The sequence below is a fragment of the Streptomyces sp. NPDC048483 genome (genome assembly GCF_040651455.1).
In the GTDB taxonomy this organism is placed as follows: Bacteria; Actinomycetota; Actinomycetes; order Streptomycetales; family Streptomycetaceae; genus Streptomyces.
Genome location: NZ_JBEZJZ010000038.1, coordinates 18,849 through 36,171 on the forward strand (window position 1 = coordinate 18,849; position 17,323 = coordinate 36,171).

General features: G+C 68.0%; 16 protein-coding genes. 13 read left to right on the forward strand and 3 right to left on the reverse strand.

The window, feature by feature from the left end:
* The first annotated feature begins 106 nt into the window (after positions 1-106).
* From AB0D04_RS20415 to AB0D04_RS20440, 6 genes are all read left to right on the forward strand, one after another.
* Positions 107-982 carry a hypothetical protein gene (locus tag AB0D04_RS20415; protein WP_362705039.1) on the forward strand — a complete coding sequence of 292 codons (876 nt, stop codon included), beginning with the start codon at positions 107-109 and terminating at the stop codon, positions 980-982.
* Between the two features lie 214 nt (positions 983-1,196).
* The gene (gene glmU / locus AB0D04_RS20420) at positions 1,197-2,654 is read left to right on the forward strand and encodes a bifunctional UDP-N-acetylglucosamine diphosphorylase/glucosamine-1-phosphate N-acetyltransferase GlmU (RefSeq protein ID WP_362705041.1); all 1,458 of its coding nucleotides are present in this window, start codon (positions 1,197-1,199) and stop codon (positions 2,652-2,654) included.
* A gap of 99 nt (positions 2,655-2,753) precedes the next feature.
* On the forward strand, positions 2,754-3,728 hold the full coding sequence (locus AB0D04_RS20425) for a ribose-phosphate diphosphokinase (protein ID WP_362705044.1): 975 nt from the start codon (positions 2,754-2,756) through the stop codon (positions 3,726-3,728).
* 217 nt (positions 3,729-3,945) lie between these two features.
* Complete coding sequence (locus AB0D04_RS20430) at positions 3,946-4,539, forward strand: 50S ribosomal protein L25/general stress protein Ctc (RefSeq protein WP_362705046.1); 594 nt, start codon at positions 3,946-3,948, stop codon at positions 4,537-4,539.
* A 111-nt stretch (positions 4,540-4,650) separates the two neighbouring features.
* Positions 4,651-5,241, forward strand: a complete 591-nt coding sequence (gene pth / locus AB0D04_RS20435; RefSeq protein ID WP_362705048.1) for an aminoacyl-tRNA hydrolase — start codon at positions 4,651-4,653, stop codon at positions 5,239-5,241.
* A gap of 97 nt (positions 5,242-5,338) precedes the next feature.
* Complete coding sequence (locus tag AB0D04_RS20440) at positions 5,339-5,863, forward strand: hypothetical protein (protein ID WP_362705050.1); 525 nt, start codon at positions 5,339-5,341, stop codon at positions 5,861-5,863.
* Between the two features lie 142 nt (positions 5,864-6,005).
* Here the strand turns inward: AB0D04_RS20440 and ppc are convergent, their stop codons facing one another.
* Positions 6,006-8,735: a phosphoenolpyruvate carboxylase gene (gene ppc / locus AB0D04_RS20445; RefSeq protein ID WP_362705137.1), complete on the reverse strand. Its 2,730-nt coding sequence runs from the start codon at positions 8,733-8,735 to the stop codon at positions 6,006-6,008.
* 378 nt (positions 8,736-9,113) lie between these two features.
* Between ppc and AB0D04_RS20450 the strand changes: the two genes are divergently transcribed.
* The 5 genes from AB0D04_RS20450 (at position 9,114) to mycP (ending at position 14,481) form a co-directional block, all read left to right on the forward strand.
* On the forward strand, positions 9,114-10,094 hold the full coding sequence (locus tag AB0D04_RS20450) for a fatty acid desaturase (protein ID WP_362705053.1): 981 nt from the start codon (positions 9,114-9,116) through the stop codon (positions 10,092-10,094).
* Positions 10,095-10,101: 7 nt separating this feature from the next.
* Entirely contained in the window at positions 10,102-10,788 is a 687-nt protein-coding gene (locus AB0D04_RS20455) for a TetR/AcrR family transcriptional regulator (RefSeq protein WP_362705055.1), read from the forward strand.
* A 259-nt stretch (positions 10,789-11,047) separates the two neighbouring features.
* Positions 11,048-11,395, forward strand: coding sequence for a hypothetical protein (locus tag AB0D04_RS20460; protein ID WP_362705057.1), 348 nt, complete (start codon positions 11,048-11,050; stop codon positions 11,393-11,395).
* A gap of 54 nt (positions 11,396-11,449) precedes the next feature.
* Positions 11,450-13,045, forward strand: a complete 1,596-nt coding sequence (locus AB0D04_RS20465; RefSeq protein WP_362705058.1) for a hypothetical protein — start codon at positions 11,450-11,452, stop codon at positions 13,043-13,045.
* Between the two features lie 86 nt (positions 13,046-13,131).
* Positions 13,132-14,481: a type VII secretion-associated serine protease mycosin gene (gene mycP, locus AB0D04_RS20470; RefSeq protein ID WP_362705060.1), complete on the forward strand. Its 1,350-nt coding sequence runs from the start codon at positions 13,132-13,134 to the stop codon at positions 14,479-14,481.
* A gap of 86 nt (positions 14,482-14,567) precedes the next feature.
* Here mycP and AB0D04_RS20475 read toward each other — a convergent pair whose 3' ends face one another.
* A complete protein-coding gene (locus AB0D04_RS20475) occupies positions 14,568-14,930 on the reverse strand; it encodes a VOC family protein (protein ID WP_362705062.1) in 363 nt (120 codons plus the stop codon).
* Between the two features lie 20 nt (positions 14,931-14,950).
* Entirely contained in the window at positions 14,951-15,772 is an 822-nt protein-coding gene (locus AB0D04_RS20480) for a trans-aconitate 2-methyltransferase (RefSeq protein ID WP_362705064.1), read from the reverse strand.
* Between the two features lie 165 nt (positions 15,773-15,937).
* Between AB0D04_RS20480 and AB0D04_RS20485 the strand changes: the two genes are divergently transcribed.
* Both AB0D04_RS20485 and AB0D04_RS20490 read left to right on the forward strand, forming a co-directional pair.
* Positions 15,938-16,435, forward strand: a complete 498-nt coding sequence (locus tag AB0D04_RS20485) for a MarR family transcriptional regulator (protein ID WP_362705066.1) — start codon at positions 15,938-15,940, stop codon at positions 16,433-16,435.
* Between the two features lie 55 nt (positions 16,436-16,490).
* Complete coding sequence (locus AB0D04_RS20490) at positions 16,491-17,306, forward strand: SDR family oxidoreductase (RefSeq protein WP_362705068.1); 816 nt, start codon at positions 16,491-16,493, stop codon at positions 17,304-17,306.
* The last annotated feature ends 17 nt before the right edge of the window (positions 17,307-17,323 follow it).

Sequence of the window (17,323 nt, forward strand, 5' to 3'; positions counted from 1 at the left end):
CACAGGCCAGGCCCATTACGTGCCACTAAGGCCACATATCGCTCGAACTAATGAATCGCCCGCATTTTCGATGCTTACGCAACGTGACCGACGACACCCTGTTCCCATGACGCACACACATCGGGACCACCCCGACTTCGAAGCCTTACGGCCACAGGCCGTGGCCCTGCGACGGGCGGGGCTCAGCCGCCGCCAGATCTGTGAGCACCTAGGGGCACTCAGTGACGGCACCCTGAGCCATCTCCTCGAAGGAGAACCGCCTCCCAAGTGGACCAAGCGCCCCAACGCCAAGGACAACCTCCGCGACAAGGCCCGCGAGCTGCGCAAACAGGGGCGGACCTACGACGAGATCGTGGCGGAACTAGGGGTCGCCAAGAGTTCGGTGTCGCTCTGGGTACGCGACTTGCCCAAGCCAAGGAAGTCGCCGGAAGCGATGCACCAGATGCGGGAAGCACGGTGGGCGCCGTATCGCGCAGCACGGGACCGGGCGATCGAAGAAACGAAGACCGAGGCGTTCAGCGAAATCGGCCAGCTCACCGACCGGGACCTGTTCCTGATCGGCGTCAGCCTGTACTGGTCAGAGGGCAGCAAGAGCAAGCCGTACCAGCGGCGAGAACGCGTCATCTTCGTCAATAGCGACCCGGGCATGATCAAGGTGTTCATGGCTTGGCTGGCGCTGCTGGACGTGGAGCCCGAGCACCTGCGCTTCTGCGTGATGATCCACGAGTCCGCCGACGTAGAGGGTGCCGAGCGCTACTGGGCGGACTTGGTCGGCATCAACGTGTCTTCCCTGTGCAAGACAGTCCTCAAGAAGCACAACCCCAAAACGGTCCGCAAGAACGTGGGAGACGAGTACCACGGCTGCTTCGTCGTTCGCGTTCTCCAGTGCGCGGATCTGTACCGTCGCATCGAAGGTTGGTGGTCCGGCATCGTGACAGGAGCATCAGCACCCACAGCCACCAGTGGGTCAGGTATGGTCTGACGCACTGTCCCCCGTGGTGTAATCAGGCAGCACACGAAGTTTTGGTCTTCGCAGGTCGAGGTTCAAATCCTCGCGGGGGAGCAACTGCTATCACCATGCAAAGTCCGGGTCCTGATCACAAGATCAGGACCCGCCGTCGTTTCCGCAACCAAACGCCCCGGTATCCTTCGGATGACCACCACCCGAAGTAGCCAAGAAGCCGAAGGGCATCCCCGTGAGCGCCAACCGCCCGGCAGCCGTCGTCGTTCTCGCAGCGGGTGAGGGCACCCGCATGAAGTCGGCGACCCCCAAGGTCCTGCACGCCCTCTGCGGCCGCTCCCTCGTGGGACACGTCGTCGCCGCCTCCCGTGAGCTGGACCCCGAACATCTCGTCGTGATCGTCGGCCATGGCCGTGACCAGGTGCAGGCGCACCTCGCCGAGGTCGACCCGGCCATCCGTACCGCCGTGCAGCACGAGCAGAACGGCACCGGCCACGCCGTGCGCGTGGGCCTGGAGGAGCTGGCCGGGCAGGGTGCCGTGCTCGACGGCACGGTCGTGGTCGTGTGCGGCGACACCCCGCTGCTGACCGCCGAGACGCTCAAGCAGCTCGGCGACACGCACGCCGCCGACAAGAACGCCGTCACCGTGCTGTCGGCCGAGGTCCCGGACTCGACGGGCTACGGCCGGATCGTGCGGGACGAGGCGAGCGGCGCCGTCACCGCGATCGTCGAGCACAAGGACGCCAGTGCGGAGCAGCGTGCGATCCGGGAGATCAACTCCGGGGTGTTCGCGTTCGACGCCAAGCTGCTGGTCGATGCGCTGGGCAAGGTGCGTACGGACAACAGTCAGGGTGAGGAGTACCTGACGGATGTCCTGGGCATCGTGCGCGAGGCGGGGCACCGGGTGGGTGCGGCCGTGGCGGGTGATCACCGGGAGATTCTGGGGATCAACAACCGGGTGCAGCTGGCCGAGGCCCGTCGGCTGCTGAATGAGCGGCTGCTGGAGCGGGCGATGCTCGCGGGTGTGACGGTGGTCGATCCGGCATCGACGTGGGTGGATGTGTCGGTGGAGTTCGAGCCGGATGCGGTGGTGCATCCGGGGACGCAGCTGCTGGGTGCGACGCGTATCGGCGGCGGTGCGGAGGTCGGGCCGCAGTCGCGGCTGACGGATACGGCGGTCGGGGCGGGCGCTGTGGTGTCCTTCACGGTGGCGGAGGGTGCGCGTATCGGTGACGGGGCGAATGTCGGCCCGTATGCGTATCTGCGGCCGGGGACGGATCTTGGTCCGAAGGCGAAGGCCGGGACGTACGTGGAGATGAAGAACGCGTCGATCGGTGAGGGCACGAAGGTGCCGCATCTGTCCTATGTGGGGGATGCGACCATTGGCGAGTACACCAACATCGGTGCGGCCAGCATCTTTGTGAATTACGACGGTGAGGCCAAGCACCACACCACTGTGGGTTCGCATTGCAAGACGGGGTCGGACAACATGTTTGTGGCTCCTGTCACGATCGGGGACGGTGCTTATACGGCGGCCGGCTCGGTCATTACCAAGGATGTGCCCCCGGGTTCGCTGGCGGTCGCGCGTGGCCAGCAGCGGAATATCGAGGGTTGGGTCGCGCGCAAGCGGCCCGGAAGCGCCGCCGCGCAGGCCGCATCGGCCGCTCGCCAGGAGTCCGAAGGCGAGCAGTGATCGTGATGGGGGTACCTCCCAGCGCTAGCTGGGGGAGGGTGCGCCGTGCGGGGCGTACCGTGATGAGCGCACGCAAACAGGAATTCGAGGAGATTTGCTGTGACCGGGATCAAGACGACCGGCGAGAAGAAGCTGATGCTCTTCTCCGGCCGCGCCCACCCCGAGCTGGCCGAGGAGGTCGCGCACCAGCTGGGTGTCGGCCTGGTCCCGACGAAGGCGTTCGACTTCGCCAATGGTGAGATCTATGTCCGCTATCAGGAGTCGGCGCGTGGCGCGGACTGCTTTTTGATTCAGAGCCACACGGCTCCGATCAATAAGTGGATCATGGAGCAGCTGATCATGCTTGATGCGCTGAAGCGGGCTTCCGCTCGGAGCATCACCGTGGTGGTGCCCTTCTATGGCTATGCGCGTCAGGACAAGAAGCACCGTGGCCGGGAGCCTATTTCGGCGCGGCTGATCGCGGATTTGATGAAGACCGCGGGTGCGGACCGTGTGGTGACGGTGGATCTGCACACGGATCAGATCATGGGCTTCTTCGACGGCCCGGTGGATCACCTTTTTGCGCTGCCGGTTCTTGCGGACTATGTGGGTGCGAAGGTTGATCGCGACAAGCTGACGGTGGTTTCGCCGGATGCGGGTCGGGTGCGGGTTGCCGACCGTTGGTGTGACCGTCTTGGCGCTCCGCTGGCGATTGTGCACAAGCGGCGTGACAAGGATGTGGCGAATCAGGTCACGGTGCATGAGGTGGTCGGTGATGTCGAAGGCCGGGTGTGTGTACTGGTCGACGACATGATCGACACGGGTGGCACGATTTGTGCGGCCGCGGATGCGCTGTTTGCGAATGGTGCGGCGGACGTGATTGTGACGGCGACGCATGGTGTGCTGTCGGGTCCGGCGGCGGATCGGCTGAAGAATTCGAAGGTGAGTGAGTTCGTGTTCACGAATACGCTGCCGACGCCTTCGGAGCTGGAGCTGGACAAGATCACGGTGCTGTCGATGGCGCCGACGATTGCGCGGGCGCTGCGTGAGGTGTTCGAGGACGGTTCGGTGACGAGCCTCTTCGAGGAGCAGTGAGCCGGGTCCCGTAGACGGAGTCCGGAGATCGCCGCGTCCTGAGGGCGCTGGTGATCCATTTTGGGGCGGCCTTCCCGCCGGGTAGACTCATCGAGTTGCTCGGCGAGGGAGGCCGCCCTTTGTGGTGGCTGTCCGTTATCGACGCGCTCTTCGTAGCAGGTCTGTCGTGGGCCGGGTAACGCCCGTCAGATCTTTCTGAGATACGAGGAGTGCTGTTATGGCTGAGGTCAAGCTTGCCGCTGAGCTGCGTACCGACTTCGGTAAGGGTGCCGCCCGCCGGATCCGTCGCGAGGAGAAGGTCCCGGCCGTTATCTACGGTCACGGTGCCGAGCCGAAGCACATCGCCATCGACAGCCACGCGCTGATGATGGCCCTGAAGACCCCGAACGTGCTGCTTCGTCTGGACGTGGAGGGCAAGAGCGAGCTGGTCATCCCCAAGGCCGTGCAGCGTGAGGCCATCCGTCGCTTCCTGGTTCACGTCGACTTCCTGGCCGTGAAGAAGGGCGAGAAGGTCACCGTCGAGCTGCCGATCCAGATTGAGGGCGAGCTGGCCCCGGGCGGCAACCTGCTCGAGCACGTGCTGAACACCCTGCCGGTGGAGGCCGAGGCGACCAACATCCCCGAGTCGGTCACCGTGTCCATCGCGGGTCTGGACGCCGGTCACTCGGTGCTGGCCAAGGACATCGCGCTGCCGGCCGGTTCGGCGCTGGCCGTCGAGGACGACGCCGTTGTGCTGCAGGTTGTCTCGGCGCAGGCCGAGGCGCCGGCCGAGGAGGCCGCCGAGGGTGTGGAAGCGGGCGCCGAGGCCTGATCCTCTTCCGGGCTGGCGTGTGGCGCCGGTGTGCCCCGGACCTTGTTTCTGTGACCGTCGTTCCGTGCCGCTGGCGCGGGGCGGCGGTCGCGTCGTTGAAGGAGCATGTAGATGACGGATGCAGACAGCCCGTGGCTGATTGTGGGGCTGGGGAATCCTGGTCCCGAGTACGCCGCGAACCGGCACAACGTGGGTTTTATGGTGGCGGATCTTCTTGCCGAGCGGGTGGGGGGCCGTTTCAAGGCGCACAAGGCGCGGGCGCAGGTGGTGGAGGGGCGGATCGGTGCGCCGGGGCCGGGGAGTCGTCGGGTGGTGGTGGCCAAGCCGATGTCGTTCATGAATCTGTCGGGTGGTCCGACGACGGCTTTGCGGGATTTCTACAAGGTGCCGGTGTCCCACATCGTTGCGGTGCACGATGAGCTGGATATTGATTACGGTGCGCTGCGGCTGAAGCTGGGTGGTGGCGACAACGGTCACAACGGTTTGAAGTCGATCACGAAGTCGCTGGGTGCGGATTATCACCGGGTGCGGTTCGGTATCGGTCGGCCGCCGGGTCGTATGCCGGTGGCGGATTTTGTGCTCAAGGACTTTTCGTCGGCGGAGCGCAAGGAGCTGGGGTATTTCGTGGACCGTGCGGCGGATGCGGTGGAGGGGTTGATGGTGGACGGTTTGGAGCGGGCGCAGGGTACGTACAACTCGTGAGGGTATGTCGGTCACTAAGGGGACAGTGTGGGGCAGGGTCTGACGAACCGTATGCCCGAGGTTGACCGGCGGCTGTTGATGGCCAAGGATCGCCGCCATGCCCAGAAGCAGTACGCGCACCAGTTCGGTCAAACGTAGTCGCTCCCGTCGGGCGGGTGAGAGCGCCTATGGGGCGTTGCTTATTGCCCGGACGGGGTTGATGGGGCTGTTGGCGCTGCTGTTGTTGGTGGCGGGTGTGTGGACGTCGTGGAACACGGCGCAGTACGCGATGCTCGTGAAGGCGAAGGAGCGCGGCACCATGACGGTGGCTGCGTGCCGGGGCGAGCGGTGTACGGGTCCGTATGTACCGACGAAGGGGGACGGCCGGCCGCGGCCGAAGGTGTCGATAGCGCAGGCGGCGGCGCCGGACAAGGGTGTGCGGGTGGAGGTGACGCTCAAGCCGGGTACGTCGCATGCGGTGCGGACGGGGCTGGCGGGGATTTTGCATGCGTGGGTGCCGTTTGCGGGGTCGTTGTTGCTGGCGGCGCTGGTGGTGGCCGGGGGCATGCGGTTGCGGCGTACGGCGTGGGTGATGGGGTTGTTCGGGGCGGTGTTGTTGGGCGCGGCGTTTGCCGCGATGTAGCGCGCGTACGGCCGCACGGCACGTACGGCTGTAGCGCGCGTACGGCTGCAGGGCACGTACGGCTGCAGGGCAGGTACGTATATGACGACGGCCCGCCCCTCTGTGTGAGGGGCGGGCCGTCGTCGTACGGGCGGGTGCGTGGTCAGCCGGTGTTGCGCAGGCCGGCTGCGACGCCGTTGACGGTGAGCAGCAGTGCGCGGGCGAGCACCGGGTCGGCTTCCTCCCCCTTGGCGGCGGCCTCGCGCTGGCGGTGCAGCAGGGAGACCTGGAGGTAGGAGATCGGGTCGAGGTAGGCGTCGCGGATGTGGAAGGTCTGCTGGAGGACCGGGTTGGCCTCGAGGAGTTCGGCCTCGCCGGTGATGCGCAGGACCTCGGCGACGGTGAGCTCGTGTTCGGCCTTGATGAGGTCGAAGACGTGCTTGAGGTCGTCGGGGACGAGGGTGTCCACGTAGTGCTGGGCGATCCGCAGGTCGGTCTTGGCCAGCGTCATTTCGACGTTGGACAGGAAGTTGCGGAAGAAGTGCCAGTGCTCGTGCATTTCGTCCAGGACGCTGTCGAGTCCGGCCTCGCGGGCGGCCTTGAGTCCGGTGCCGACGCCGAACCAGCCGGGGACGATCTGGCGGGACTGGGTCCAGCCGAAGACCCACGGGATGGCGCGCAGTCCGTCGAGGCCGGCGCCGGAGTCGGGGCGGCGGGACGGGCGGGAGCCCAGGTGCAGCTCGGCGAGCTGGTCGACGGGGGTGGAGGCGAAGAAGTACGCGGGCAGGTCCGGGTCCTCGACGAGGCGGCGGTAGGAGCCGTGGGCGGCCTCGGAGACGGTCTCCATGGCGGCGTCCCAGCGGGCGAGGGCCTCGTCGGACTGGCGGGGGGCGGTGTGCAGTGCGGACGCCTGGAGGGTGGCCGCGACGGTCAGCTCCAGGTTTTCCCGGGCCAGGGACGGCACCAGGTACTTGTCGGAGATGACCTCGCCCTGCTCGGTGACCTTGATCTCGCCTTCGAGCGTGCCGTAGGGCTGGGCGAGGATCGCGTCGTGGGAGGGACCGCCGCCGCGGCCGACGGTGCCGCCGCGGCCGTGGAAGAGGCGCAGTCGTACGCCGTGCCGGTGGGCGACGTCGCGCAGGAGGCGCTGGGCGCGGTGGATTTCCCACTGGCTGGTGGTGATGCCGCCGAACTTCGAGGAGTCGGAGTAGCCGAGCATGACTTCCTGGACGTCGTCACGCAGGGCGACCAGGCGCCGGTAGGACGGGTCGGAGAGCATTTCGTCCAGCAGGCGGTCGGCGATCTTCAGCTCGTCGGTGGTCTCCAGGAGCGGGACGATGCCGACCTTGGCCCATCCGGCGTGGAGGTCGATGAGGCCGGCCTCGCGGGCGAGGACGGCGGCGGCGAAGACGTCGTCCGACCCCTGGCACATGGAGATGATGTACGACTCGATGACCTCGGGGCCGAAGGTTTCCTTGGCCTTGAGGATCGTGCGGAAGACGCCGAGGGTCTTGGCGCCGGCTTCGTCGAGGGGTGCCGGGGTGGGGGCCAGCGGCCGGCGCGAGCGCAGCTCCTTGGCGAGCAGCTTGCGCCGGTAGTCGCGCGGCATGTCCACGTAACGCCAGGATTCTTCGCCGAGGCGGTCGAAGAGCTGGCCGAGGGCCTGGTGGTGGGCGTCGGCGTGCTCGCGGACGTCCATGGTCGCGAGCTGGAGGCCGAAGGCGGCGATGGTGCGCAGGGTGCGCTCGAGGCGGCCGTCGGCGACCAGGCCGCCGCGGTGTGCGCGCAGCGAGGTCTGGATGAGGGCGAGGTCGTCGAGGAGCTCGGCGGTGCCCAGGTAGTCGCGGCCGGGGACGTGGGGGGCGCCGGCGGCGAGGCGGTCGCGGGTGTTGAGGAGCTTCTGGCGGATGCAGGTGGCCTTGAGGCGGTAGGGCTCCTCGGCGTTCAGCCGCTTGTAGCGGGGGCTGAATTCGGGGAGGAGGTCCAGGTCGCGCTTGAGGGAGTCCAGCAGCTCGTCGGTGGCGCCGCAGTTGCGGATGGAGTTCGACAGGGCGCCGCGCAGCTCGTCGATGTGCTCGAGGGCGTCGGTGATGCCGTGCTCGTGCTGGAGGATCAGGACGTCCCAGGTGACCTGGGGGGTCACGTTCGGGTTGCCGTCTCGGTCGCCGCCGATCCAGGTGCCGAAGGTGAGGGGGCGGGTGCCGGCGGGCAGCTCCGTGCCGGCCCGCTCCAGCTCGGCGGCGAGGTCCTCGAGTACGTCGCCGACCGCGCCCCGTCCGAGTTCGTCCAGGTAGTAGATGGCGTTCCGGGCCTCGTCCGTGGGCTCGGGGCGGGCCACCCGCAGCTCGTCCGTCTGCCAGATCAGGTCGATGTTCTCGGCGAGGCGGAGGTCGGTGCGGCGGCGTTCGGTGGCGTCCGCGTGGTCCAGGAGCTCGGCAACCTTGCGGAGCTTGGTGAGGACGGAGCGGCGGGCGGCCTCGGTGGGGTGTGCGGTGAAGACGGGGCGTACGCCGAGGTGGCGGGCGGTCTCGCGCAGGTGCTCGGGGTCGGCGTCCTTGAGCATGTCGGCCGTACGGGCCAGGATGCCGCCCTCGGTGGCGCGCCTGGCGCGCAGCTCGCGGCCGCGGTGGACCTGCTCGGTGACGTTGGCCAGGTGGAAGTAGGTGGAGAAGGCGCGGACCAGCTTGGCGGCGGTGGCCAGGTCGGTGTCGCCCAGGAGCCGGGCGGCCGCCTCCCCGTCGGAGCGGGTGAGCGCGCGGACCCGTTCCACCAGGTCCAGCAGCTGTTCTCCCTCCTGCCGGACGAGGGTTTCGCCGAGGAGGTCGCCGAGGCGGCGGATGTCGGCGCGCAGGGCGGTGTTGTCGCGGGCCGCGTCGTCCGTGGTGGTGGGCACGGGCTCGGCGGTGTTGTCGGCACTGCTCACAGGTGCGGCTCCTTGCAGCGATCTAGGAGGGGCGTCGCCCCGCGACTCATCTCTTGGCGGTGGCGGGCGACGGTGCCGTCTGGGCTTGCGGGCGGGTTGCGGACCGCGCTGTCCGACGTCCCCAGGATAGGTCTCCCCGATATCGGCGGATCACACCGTCCGATTGCTGGGCAGCGCGGCGGCGCGTGGGGGTGAGGTGCCTGTCACGGCCTTGCCCGCGGCGGCGTCGCTGCCATACTTACGAAACCGTAGGTTACGGCCCCGTAGCCGTATCGGAGTCCGCACTCCGGGAGCGATCTTGCTCCCCGGTTTTCCCCATCCCCCGAGACCCCCGCCGAGGGACACCACATGACCGCTGGTCCAGAAGCCGTCGAAGAGTCACCGATTTCCACCGATTCGCCGCTGCCGTCGGCGACGCTGGGCGGCGACAGCAAGCGTTCGCTTGAACAGATCACTCTCCTGCTCTTCATCGCCGTCCCGTTCGTGGCACTGCTGGCCGCGGTGCCGCTGGCGTGGGGCTGGGGCGTGAGCTGGCTGGATCTCGCCCTGATGACGGCGATGTATTACATCGGCTGCCATGGCATCACCATCGGCTTCCACCGCTATTTCACCCATGGCGCCTTCAAGGCGAAGCGCCCGCTGCGCATCGCGCTGGCGATCATGGGGTCGCTGGCCGTGGAGGGCCCGCTCGTCCGCTGGGTGGCCGATCACCGCAAGCATCACAAGTTCTCCGACGCCGAGGGCGACCCGCATTCGCCGTGGCGCTACGGAGAGTCGGTGCCCGCCCTGATGAAGGGGCTGTGGTGGGCCCACGTCGGCTGGATGTTCGACGAGGAGCAGACCCCGCAGCACAAGTACGCCCCCGATCTGATCAAGGACCACGCGGTGCGGACGGTCTCCCGCCAGTTCGTCCTGTGGACGACGGTCTCGCTCCTCCTCCCCCCGCTGATCGGCGGCCTGGCCACCTGGTCCTGGCAGGGTGCCCTGACGGCGCTCTTCTGGGGCTCGCTGGTCCGTGTGGCGCTCCTCCACCACGTCACCTGGTCGATCAACTCCATCTGCCACGCCGTCGGCAAGCGCCCCTTCAAGTCCCGCGACCGCTCCGGGAACGTGTGGTGGCTGGCCGTACTCTCCTGTGGCGAGTCCTGGCACAACCTGCACCACGCGGACCCGACCTGTGCCCGGCACGGTGTGCTGAAGGGGCAGCTGGATTCCAGCGCCCGGCTGATCCGCTGGTTCGAGAGGGCGGGCTGGGCGTACGACGTCCGCTGGCCGAGTGCTTCCCGGATCGACGCCCGGCGCAAGGACGAGGCCGTCCAGGCGGCATGATTGACGGGTGGCGATCGACGGCAGCAGCGTGAGCAACGACAAGGGCAAGAATCCCCCCGGAGCGGGTGCCCGGCGCACCCGCAGGGTCCGCATGACCGGCGCCGAGCGCCGTGAGCAGCTGCTGGACATCGGTCGCACGCTGTTTGCCGAGCGCGGCTTCGAGGCCACCTCGGTCGAGGAGATCGCGGCGAAGGCGGGCGTGTCCAAGCCCGTCGTCTATGAGCACTTCGGCGGCAAGGAAGGCCTGTACGCGGTGGTCGTGGACCGCGAGATGCGCCAGCTGCTCGACATGGTGACCGGCGCACTGACCGCCGGCCACCCCCGCGAACTCCTCGAACAGGCCGCGTTCGCCCTCCTCGACTACATCGAGACCTTCACCGACGGCTTCCGCATCCTCGTACGCGACTCCCCCGTGGCCCAGTCCACCGGCACTTTCGCGTCCCTGATCAGCGACATCGCCACCCAGGTCGAGGACATCCTCGGCCTGGAGTTCAAGGCCCGCGGCTTCGACCCGAAGCTGGCCCCCCTCTACGCCCAGGCCCTGGTCGGCATGGTCGCCCTGACCGGCCAGTGGTGGCTGAACGTCCGCAAGCCGAAGAAGGCCGAGGTCGCGGCCCACTTGGTGAATCTGGCGTGGCACGGGCTGGACGGGCTGGAGGCGAAGCCTCGGCTGATCGGGCACCGAAAGGCCTGAGGGGCGGGGCCGAAGACCTTCCCGAACTCGACGTCGCACACGCCCGCGTGGAGCTGGCCTGCCCTCAGACAGGGATGAGTACGACATCACGCCGCAAGCCCAACCGGCAGTCGCGATAAAGGAAGAGGAGTACGCGCAACTGTCGTACGGTGTTTACGCCTTCGCGGGTGGCCTGCTCACGTCAACATGATCGGCTCGGCGGTAGGCTATCGCGGCTGGTACCGCAAGACGGCGCTCAACACTCAGGGGGAGGCCATCGATGGCTGACGAGTACAAGGTCGATCTCGATCGTCTGGACGAGGTGGTGAAGAAGCTCAACGGCGTGCTCAATGACATGCAGTGCACGAAGGGCAAGGCCAAGAGCAGCACGTACTTGCCGGTCGGGTCGCTCGGCAAGGGTTTTGACGAAGAGGATCAGCTCCGGAAGAAGCACGAGGCCCTGAAAGACTACATCGAGAACAACATTCTCGAAAAGCTCGAGTCGTTCATCAAGGACCTTACGGACAAGACAGCTGCCACCCACGGCCGTTACCAGGATGAAGAACAAGAGACGTCCAACGCCATGAAACACGGCCAGCGTAACCAAACGCCCATCAGCATGGCGTGAGGCGGGCAGCAACGGTGCAGGAAAGGTGTGACGTGAAAATCGGGGGTGGCAGTAATGTCTGAAATGGAACAAATAAGCAGCGGAGCGGGGGGCGACCAGGGGGATCCTCTCCTTCGGGCCGCAGGCGGGACCGAGTGGGGCGCGGCGACGGGGGCGTTCGCATACCAGAATGACAACCCGCTCACCGCGAAGCACACCAGCAAGTTCTGGAAGCACACGCTCCCGGAGCTCAAGGAAATGGTCTCATCGTCCAGTCCCTCTACGGTGCGGGGCGTCGGTGAAGCCTGGGAAGACGTCGGCAAGGACCTGGACGGCAATTCGGCGGGCGTCTTCGACATCGGCAGCCAGGCAATTGAATCCATCCGGCAGTCGATGGGCGCTGGTGGCGGCATCAAGGGAACGTTCGACCGTGCCATCGCGGAAGTGCGGGAACACTGGGACGGCAAAGCCGCCAAGATGTTCGAAGCCAGGGCTCGCGAGATCAGCAAGAACATAGCCCACGCCGCAGAGTGGGCACGCCAAGCCGGTGCTTGCCTGAGCAATGCGGCCGGTTCGCTGGAGGCGTACGGCCCGTACGTCATGAACATCGAAGAGCCGGACGGCATGGACAGCTTCGGCGACCGAGTGGGCGACGAAACCGCTGCCTTTTTCGGTGGCGGCGAGGCACGTGATGACGGCCCGGCTCTCGCCTCGCTCGAAGCGGGCACACCGACAGACCAGGTGCTCGAGTCCACGGGAGGACAGCTTTCGGCAGGCAGGGAAGCGCAGCTCCGGGGCGCGATTGCGATGGAGATGCTGGGCGCTTCGTACAACTCGGTTGGTAAGGCGTTGCCGTCGAAGTCCCCTGGCGGGCCTGGTGATCCTGGAGAGGATCGGGAGCCTTGGAAGGGAGACCCGCCCGCTGACAAGGGAAAACTCCCCAACATGCCTCCGCCGCCCCCTCCGGGTATGCGCGGTCCCACCCCCAGCCCCCCGGGCGGCATGCCGTCCGGCCCGAAGGGGCCCGGCTACTCCTCGCCCCATCTCCCCACATCGCCCCGGCCTACCGATGTCCCCCATGGTGGTGGCAGCACCCGTCCCACGCCGGCGGGCCCGCACATGCCGGGGCCTGTGAGGACCGGCCTCGAGGGTCTTCCCGACGGCGGTGGCGGCGGAGGCGGTGGGGGCGGCGACTTCAACGGCCCTGGCCTCAACGGCGGGGTCAAGACTCCTCCCCGTGAAGCCGGAGGCGGCGGTGGCGGCGGAAACCCTGGAATGCCCGGTATGCCGGGCGGGGGAAGCACTGGAACTCCCCGCGGTGGCGCCGGGACCGGGCGTGCCGGCATGCCCGGTATGGGCGCCGGCGCGGGAGCCGGCGGCGCTAAGGGCGGTGGCGCCGGTGGCCGAGGCGGTGCAATGGCTCGGCAGCGCGGCGGTGCGGTCGGCGCCGCGAAGAAAATGCCCGGCGCTGGAGCGCAGGGCGGTTCGGGTCTGCACCGCAGCCGCGGAGGCTCGCAGGCCGGCAGGCCCGGCGGAATGGCAGGTCAGGGCGCCCCTGGAGCCAACGGCAAGAACAAGAACAGTAGTGGTGGCAACCGCCCGGACTACCTTGTCGAAGAAGAAGACACCTGGATAAAGCAGCGCAATGTGGTTCCTCGTGTCATCGAGTAGTTAGCTGCCAGGTGCAGTCGGCGGAATGGCGGGGCCCGCAGTCTTCGGGCTGCGGGCCCCTACCTGTTGAGGAGGGGTTTTACAGCATGAGCTATGTGCGGAGGCTGCGCGCGTGGGGCGGCACGGCTGTGGCCGGGGCACTGCTCCTCGGAACTGCGCCGGCTGCTTCGGCAGACCAGATCAGAGATGACCAGTGGCCCCTCGTCGCCTTCAAGGCCGAAGAGGTGTGGAAGGTATCCACGGGGCAGGGTGTCATCGTCGCCGTTATCGACAGCGGCGTTAATGGCAGCCACCCAGATCTCAAAGGAAATGTCCTTCCAGGAAAGGACTTCACTACCGGCGGACCTGGAGACCGGGAATCCAAGTCCAATCACGGTACGTCAATGTCGGGGACAATCGCGGGCCATGGACACGGACCGGCCGGCTCGGACGGCATCAAGGGGCTGGCTCCGAACGCGAAAATCCTACCCCTCAAATATACAAATTCAGACATCAACGGCCATCACATAGGCAACGCCTCCTTTGCCAAAGCTTTGCGCTATGCCGTCGATCACGGAGCAAAGGTCGTCAACATGTCGTTCGGTGCCCCGGGGATCGATGAGGACGAGAAGGCGGCGATCGCATACGCGGTAAAACACGACGTACTTCTGGTGGCGGCCTCAGGTAACGACGGAAACAACAGCCTTGGCTATCCTGCGTCTGCTCCCGGCGTCCTCGCCGTGGGCTCTGTGGAACGGGATGGGACGGTCGCGAAGACGTCTAATTATGGTCCACAGGTTCTCTTGACGGCACCTGGAGCGGACATCAGGTCGGCGGGCGTCACGTCCCCGTACGGTCGCGGGAATGGAACCTCCAGCGCCACCGCCCACGTCTCTGGGACCGCCGCCCTCATCCGCGCCAAATTCCCTGACCTGACTGCTGGTCAGGTCGCGAACCGGCTGACGAAGACCGCGCTCATACCGCCGGGTTCGGGTGTGTCCAAGGTCCCGGACGAGCACTACGGCTACGGCATGGTCCGTCCGCTCCGGGCCCTGACGCAGGACATCCCGGACGGCTCGAAGAACGGGCCGCTCAAGACGCCCGAGGGCGCTGAGAAGTCCTCCCCGTCGGAGGCTGCGCAGGCTCCCTCCAACGGCGGTGACAATGCGCCGGACAAGGAACAGGGCGAGGACCAGGGCAAGGACGAGGGCCTGAGCCCGCTCGTCATCGTCGGTATCGCTGTGGGCGTCCTCGCCGTCGTCGCGCTGATCATCGGCCTCGTCGTGGCCTCCAAGCGCAAGAATGGCCGCAGCGGCCCGCCCTACGGCGCCCCCGGCGGCTTCGCGCCTCCCGGTGCGGCCCAGGGCTACCCGCCCCAGCCCAACCACTACCAGCAGCCGCCTGGTCCCCCCGGCAACTACCCGCCCGGCCCCCCGGCACCGCCCCCGGGGCGATAGTCAGGACTCCACCTCCGCCCTGCACTTGATCGCCCGCGGTTCGGGACCGATGTCCCCAACCGCGGGCTTTCGTTCGCGCGGCGCGGTCAGCCCGTCGCCTCCAGGAACTCCAGCCGGTTCCCCACCGGGTCGGTCGAGTAGAAGCGCCGGTGGCCCGGCAGGTTGTCGTCCCAGGTGACGGGGGCTCCGGCAGCAGTCAGGCGGGCAGCGAAGGCGTCGATGCCGGTGACGCGGACGCCGGGGTGGGCCTTCTTCGCGGGGTGGTACCCGGCGTCGATGCCAAGGTGGAGGCGGGCCGTGCCGGCCTCGAACCAGCAGCCTCCGCGGGTGGCGAGGGACGGGGGCTTGGGGACCTCCGTCATGCCGAGGGTGCCCGCGTAGTAGGCGCGCAGGGTGTCCTCGGTGCCGGGGGGTGCGGCGAGCTGGATGTGGTCGAGGCCGGTGATCACGGCGGTATGCCTCCAAGGGCTCAGTGGAGCGGCTTTTGGGCAACGGCGAAGACGCGGCGGAACGGGAAGACGGTGCCGTGGCGGCCGGTCGGGTAGGCCGCGCGCAGGAGGTCGCGGAATTCGGTAAGGAATGCGTGGCGGGCGGCGGGGTCGTCCTCAAGGGCGGTCAGGACGGGGCGCAGGGCGGTGCCCTTGACCCAGTCCAGGACGGGGTCGTCGCCCTGGAGGAGCTGGACGTAGGTGGTTTCCCAGACATCTACGGTGCAGCCGAGGTCGTTGAGGCGTACGAGGTAGTCGGCCGGTTCGAGGATATGGACAAAGCGGCGGCCGTGGGTGGTGAGGCGTTCGCGCCATCGGGGGGCGTCGCACAGTTCGCCCAGGAGGGCGTGGCTGGGCGCGGTGAAGTTGCCGGGGACCTGGAAGGCGAGGGTGCCGCCGGGGGTGAGGGCGTCGATCCAGCGGGGCAGGGATTCCGGGTGGTTGGGGACCCATTGGAGTGCGGCGTTGGAGACGATCAGGTCGTACGGACCGTCGGGCGTCCAGTCGGCGGCGTCGGCCGGGGCGAAGTCGAGGAGGCCGCCGCCGGGGGTCGGGCCCGCGTACGTCTTGGCCTCGCTCAGCATCTCGGGTGAGTTGTCGAAGCCGGTGATGTGGGCGGCGGGCCAGCGGTCGGCGAGCTGGACGGTGACATTCCCGGGACCGCAGCCGAGGTCGGCGATGCGGGTGGGGCCCGCGTGCCGGGGAAGCTCAGGTATGCGGGTGAGCAGGTCGTGGAACGGGCGGGTGCGGTGCCCGGAGTGGTGCAGATACTGCTGTGGGTCCCAGGTTGGTGCGTCGTGCATGTTCGAAACCCCTTCGCTGGTACAGGGCTGACTCTGAGCTCATGAACGGTTGGTTTTGGCCAACGCTGGTGAAGCGAGCTTCCCGCCGACGATGCCCAATAGTCCATCGAAATATATCTTGACGTCAAGAGACTTCACGTCGACAGACCCTTTACACTGATCGTCATGGAGGACGAGGTCGACCGACTGGTTGCAGCATGGCGCCGCGAGCGCCCGGACCTCGACGTGGAACCGCTTGAGGTCCTCAGCCGGGTGTCCAGGCTGGCCAGGCACCTCGACCGGGCCCGCCGGATCGCCTTCTCCGAGGTGGGCCTGGAGCCCTGGGAGTTCGATGTGCTGACCGCGCTGCGACGGGCCGGGGCGCCGTATCAGCTCTCGCCCGGCGCGCTGCTGACGCAGACGCTGGTCACCTCCGGCACGATGACCAACCGCATCGACCGGCTCGCGAAGAAGGACCTCGTCGAGCGGCTGCCCGATCCCAGCGACCGGCGCGGCGTCCTGGTCAGGCTGACGGCGGAAGGACGCGACAAGGCCGATCAGTCGCTGGCCGGGCTGCTGGCCCAGGAGCGCGCGATCCTCGCCGAGCTCTCCCGCCAGCAGCGGCATGAATTGGCCGGTCTGCTGCGCAGGTTGACGGGGCCTTTCGACAACATTCCGGGGTAACCCGTACGACGTCGTCCCCTTGCCCCGCGGCAGCCCCCTCGGCTTGGCTGGCGCCATGAGCCAGCAGCGCGCATCGCAGGCACCGCACCCGGCGCACGGCGGCCACAGCGGCCCGTACGGCAGGCGGTTCACGGACCGCACGGTGCTGGTGACCGGCGCCGCGGCCGGGATCGGGGCGGCGACCGCGGACCGGCTGGCGGCCGAAGGGGCCGCCGTGCTGCTGCTGGACATCGACGACGAGCGGGGCGAGCACACCGCACGGCGCATCCGGGCGGCCGGCGGGCACGCCTCGTACGAGCACTGTGATGTGGCGGCGGAGGACGACTGGCGGCGGGCCGTGGAAGCGGCGCGGCGGCGGTACGGGCCCGTCGACGGGCTGGTCAGCAACGCCTTTCTGCCCCATGTCGCGGCCGCCGACCGGACGACGCTCGCCGACTGGGAGCGCCAGCTGGCGGTCAACCTGACCGGGGCGTTCCTGGGAGTGCGCGCCGCGCTGGACGATCTGCGCGCGCGGCACGGCGCGGTGGTCCTGACCTCGTCCGTCCATGCGCTGATCGGGCTCCCCGGGCGCCCCGCGTACGCCGCGTCCAAGGCCGGGCTCACCGGACTCGGGCGCCAGCTGGCCGTGGAGTACGGGCCCGAGGTGCGGGTCAACAGCGTGCTGCCGGGGCCGGTGCTCACCGCGGCCTGGGACGGGATCGGCGAGGAGGAGCGGCGGGCCAGCGCCGAGGAGACGGCGGCGCGGCGGCTGGGGCGGCCCGAGGAGGTCGCCGCGGCGATCGCGTTCCTGCTCTCTCCGGAGGCGTCTTTCGTCACCGGGGCGAGCCTCGTCGTCGACGGCGGCTGGAGCGTGTACAAGAACTCGAGTTGACGACCATGGTGGGCCGG

What these genes read in the sequence shown, in the direction of transcription:
- AB0D04_RS20415 (WP_362705039.1), top strand. Translation starts at nt 107, where the DNA reads ATGACGCACACACATCGGGACCACCCCGACTTCGAAGCCTTACGGCCA.
- AB0D04_RS20430 (WP_362705046.1), top strand. Translation starts at nt 3,946, where the DNA reads ATGGCTGAGGTCAAGCTTGCCGCTGAGCTGCGTACCGACTTCGGTAAG.
- pth (WP_362705048.1), top strand. Translation starts at nt 4,651, where the DNA reads ATGACGGATGCAGACAGCCCGTGGCTGATTGTGGGGCTGGGGAATCCT.
- AB0D04_RS20440 (WP_362705050.1), top strand. Translation starts at nt 5,339, where the DNA reads ATGCCCAGAAGCAGTACGCGCACCAGTTCGGTCAAACGTAGTCGCTCC.
- AB0D04_RS20450 (WP_362705053.1), top strand. Translation starts at nt 9,114, where the DNA reads ATGACCGCTGGTCCAGAAGCCGTCGAAGAGTCACCGATTTCCACCGAT.
- AB0D04_RS20460 (WP_362705057.1), top strand. Translation starts at nt 11,048, where the DNA reads ATGGCTGACGAGTACAAGGTCGATCTCGATCGTCTGGACGAGGTGGTG.
- AB0D04_RS20465 (WP_362705058.1), top strand. Translation starts at nt 11,450, where the DNA reads ATGTCTGAAATGGAACAAATAAGCAGCGGAGCGGGGGGCGACCAGGGG.
- mycP (WP_362705060.1), top strand. Translation starts at nt 13,132, where the DNA reads ATGAGCTATGTGCGGAGGCTGCGCGCGTGGGGCGGCACGGCTGTGGCC.
- AB0D04_RS20480 (WP_362705064.1), bottom strand. Translation starts at nt 15,772, where the DNA reads ATGCACGACGCACCAACCTGGGACCCACAGCAGTATCTGCACCACTCC.
- AB0D04_RS20485 (WP_362705066.1), top strand. Translation starts at nt 15,938, where the DNA reads ATGGAGGACGAGGTCGACCGACTGGTTGCAGCATGGCGCCGCGAGCGC.
- AB0D04_RS20490 (WP_362705068.1), top strand. Translation starts at nt 16,491, where the DNA reads ATGAGCCAGCAGCGCGCATCGCAGGCACCGCACCCGGCGCACGGCGGC.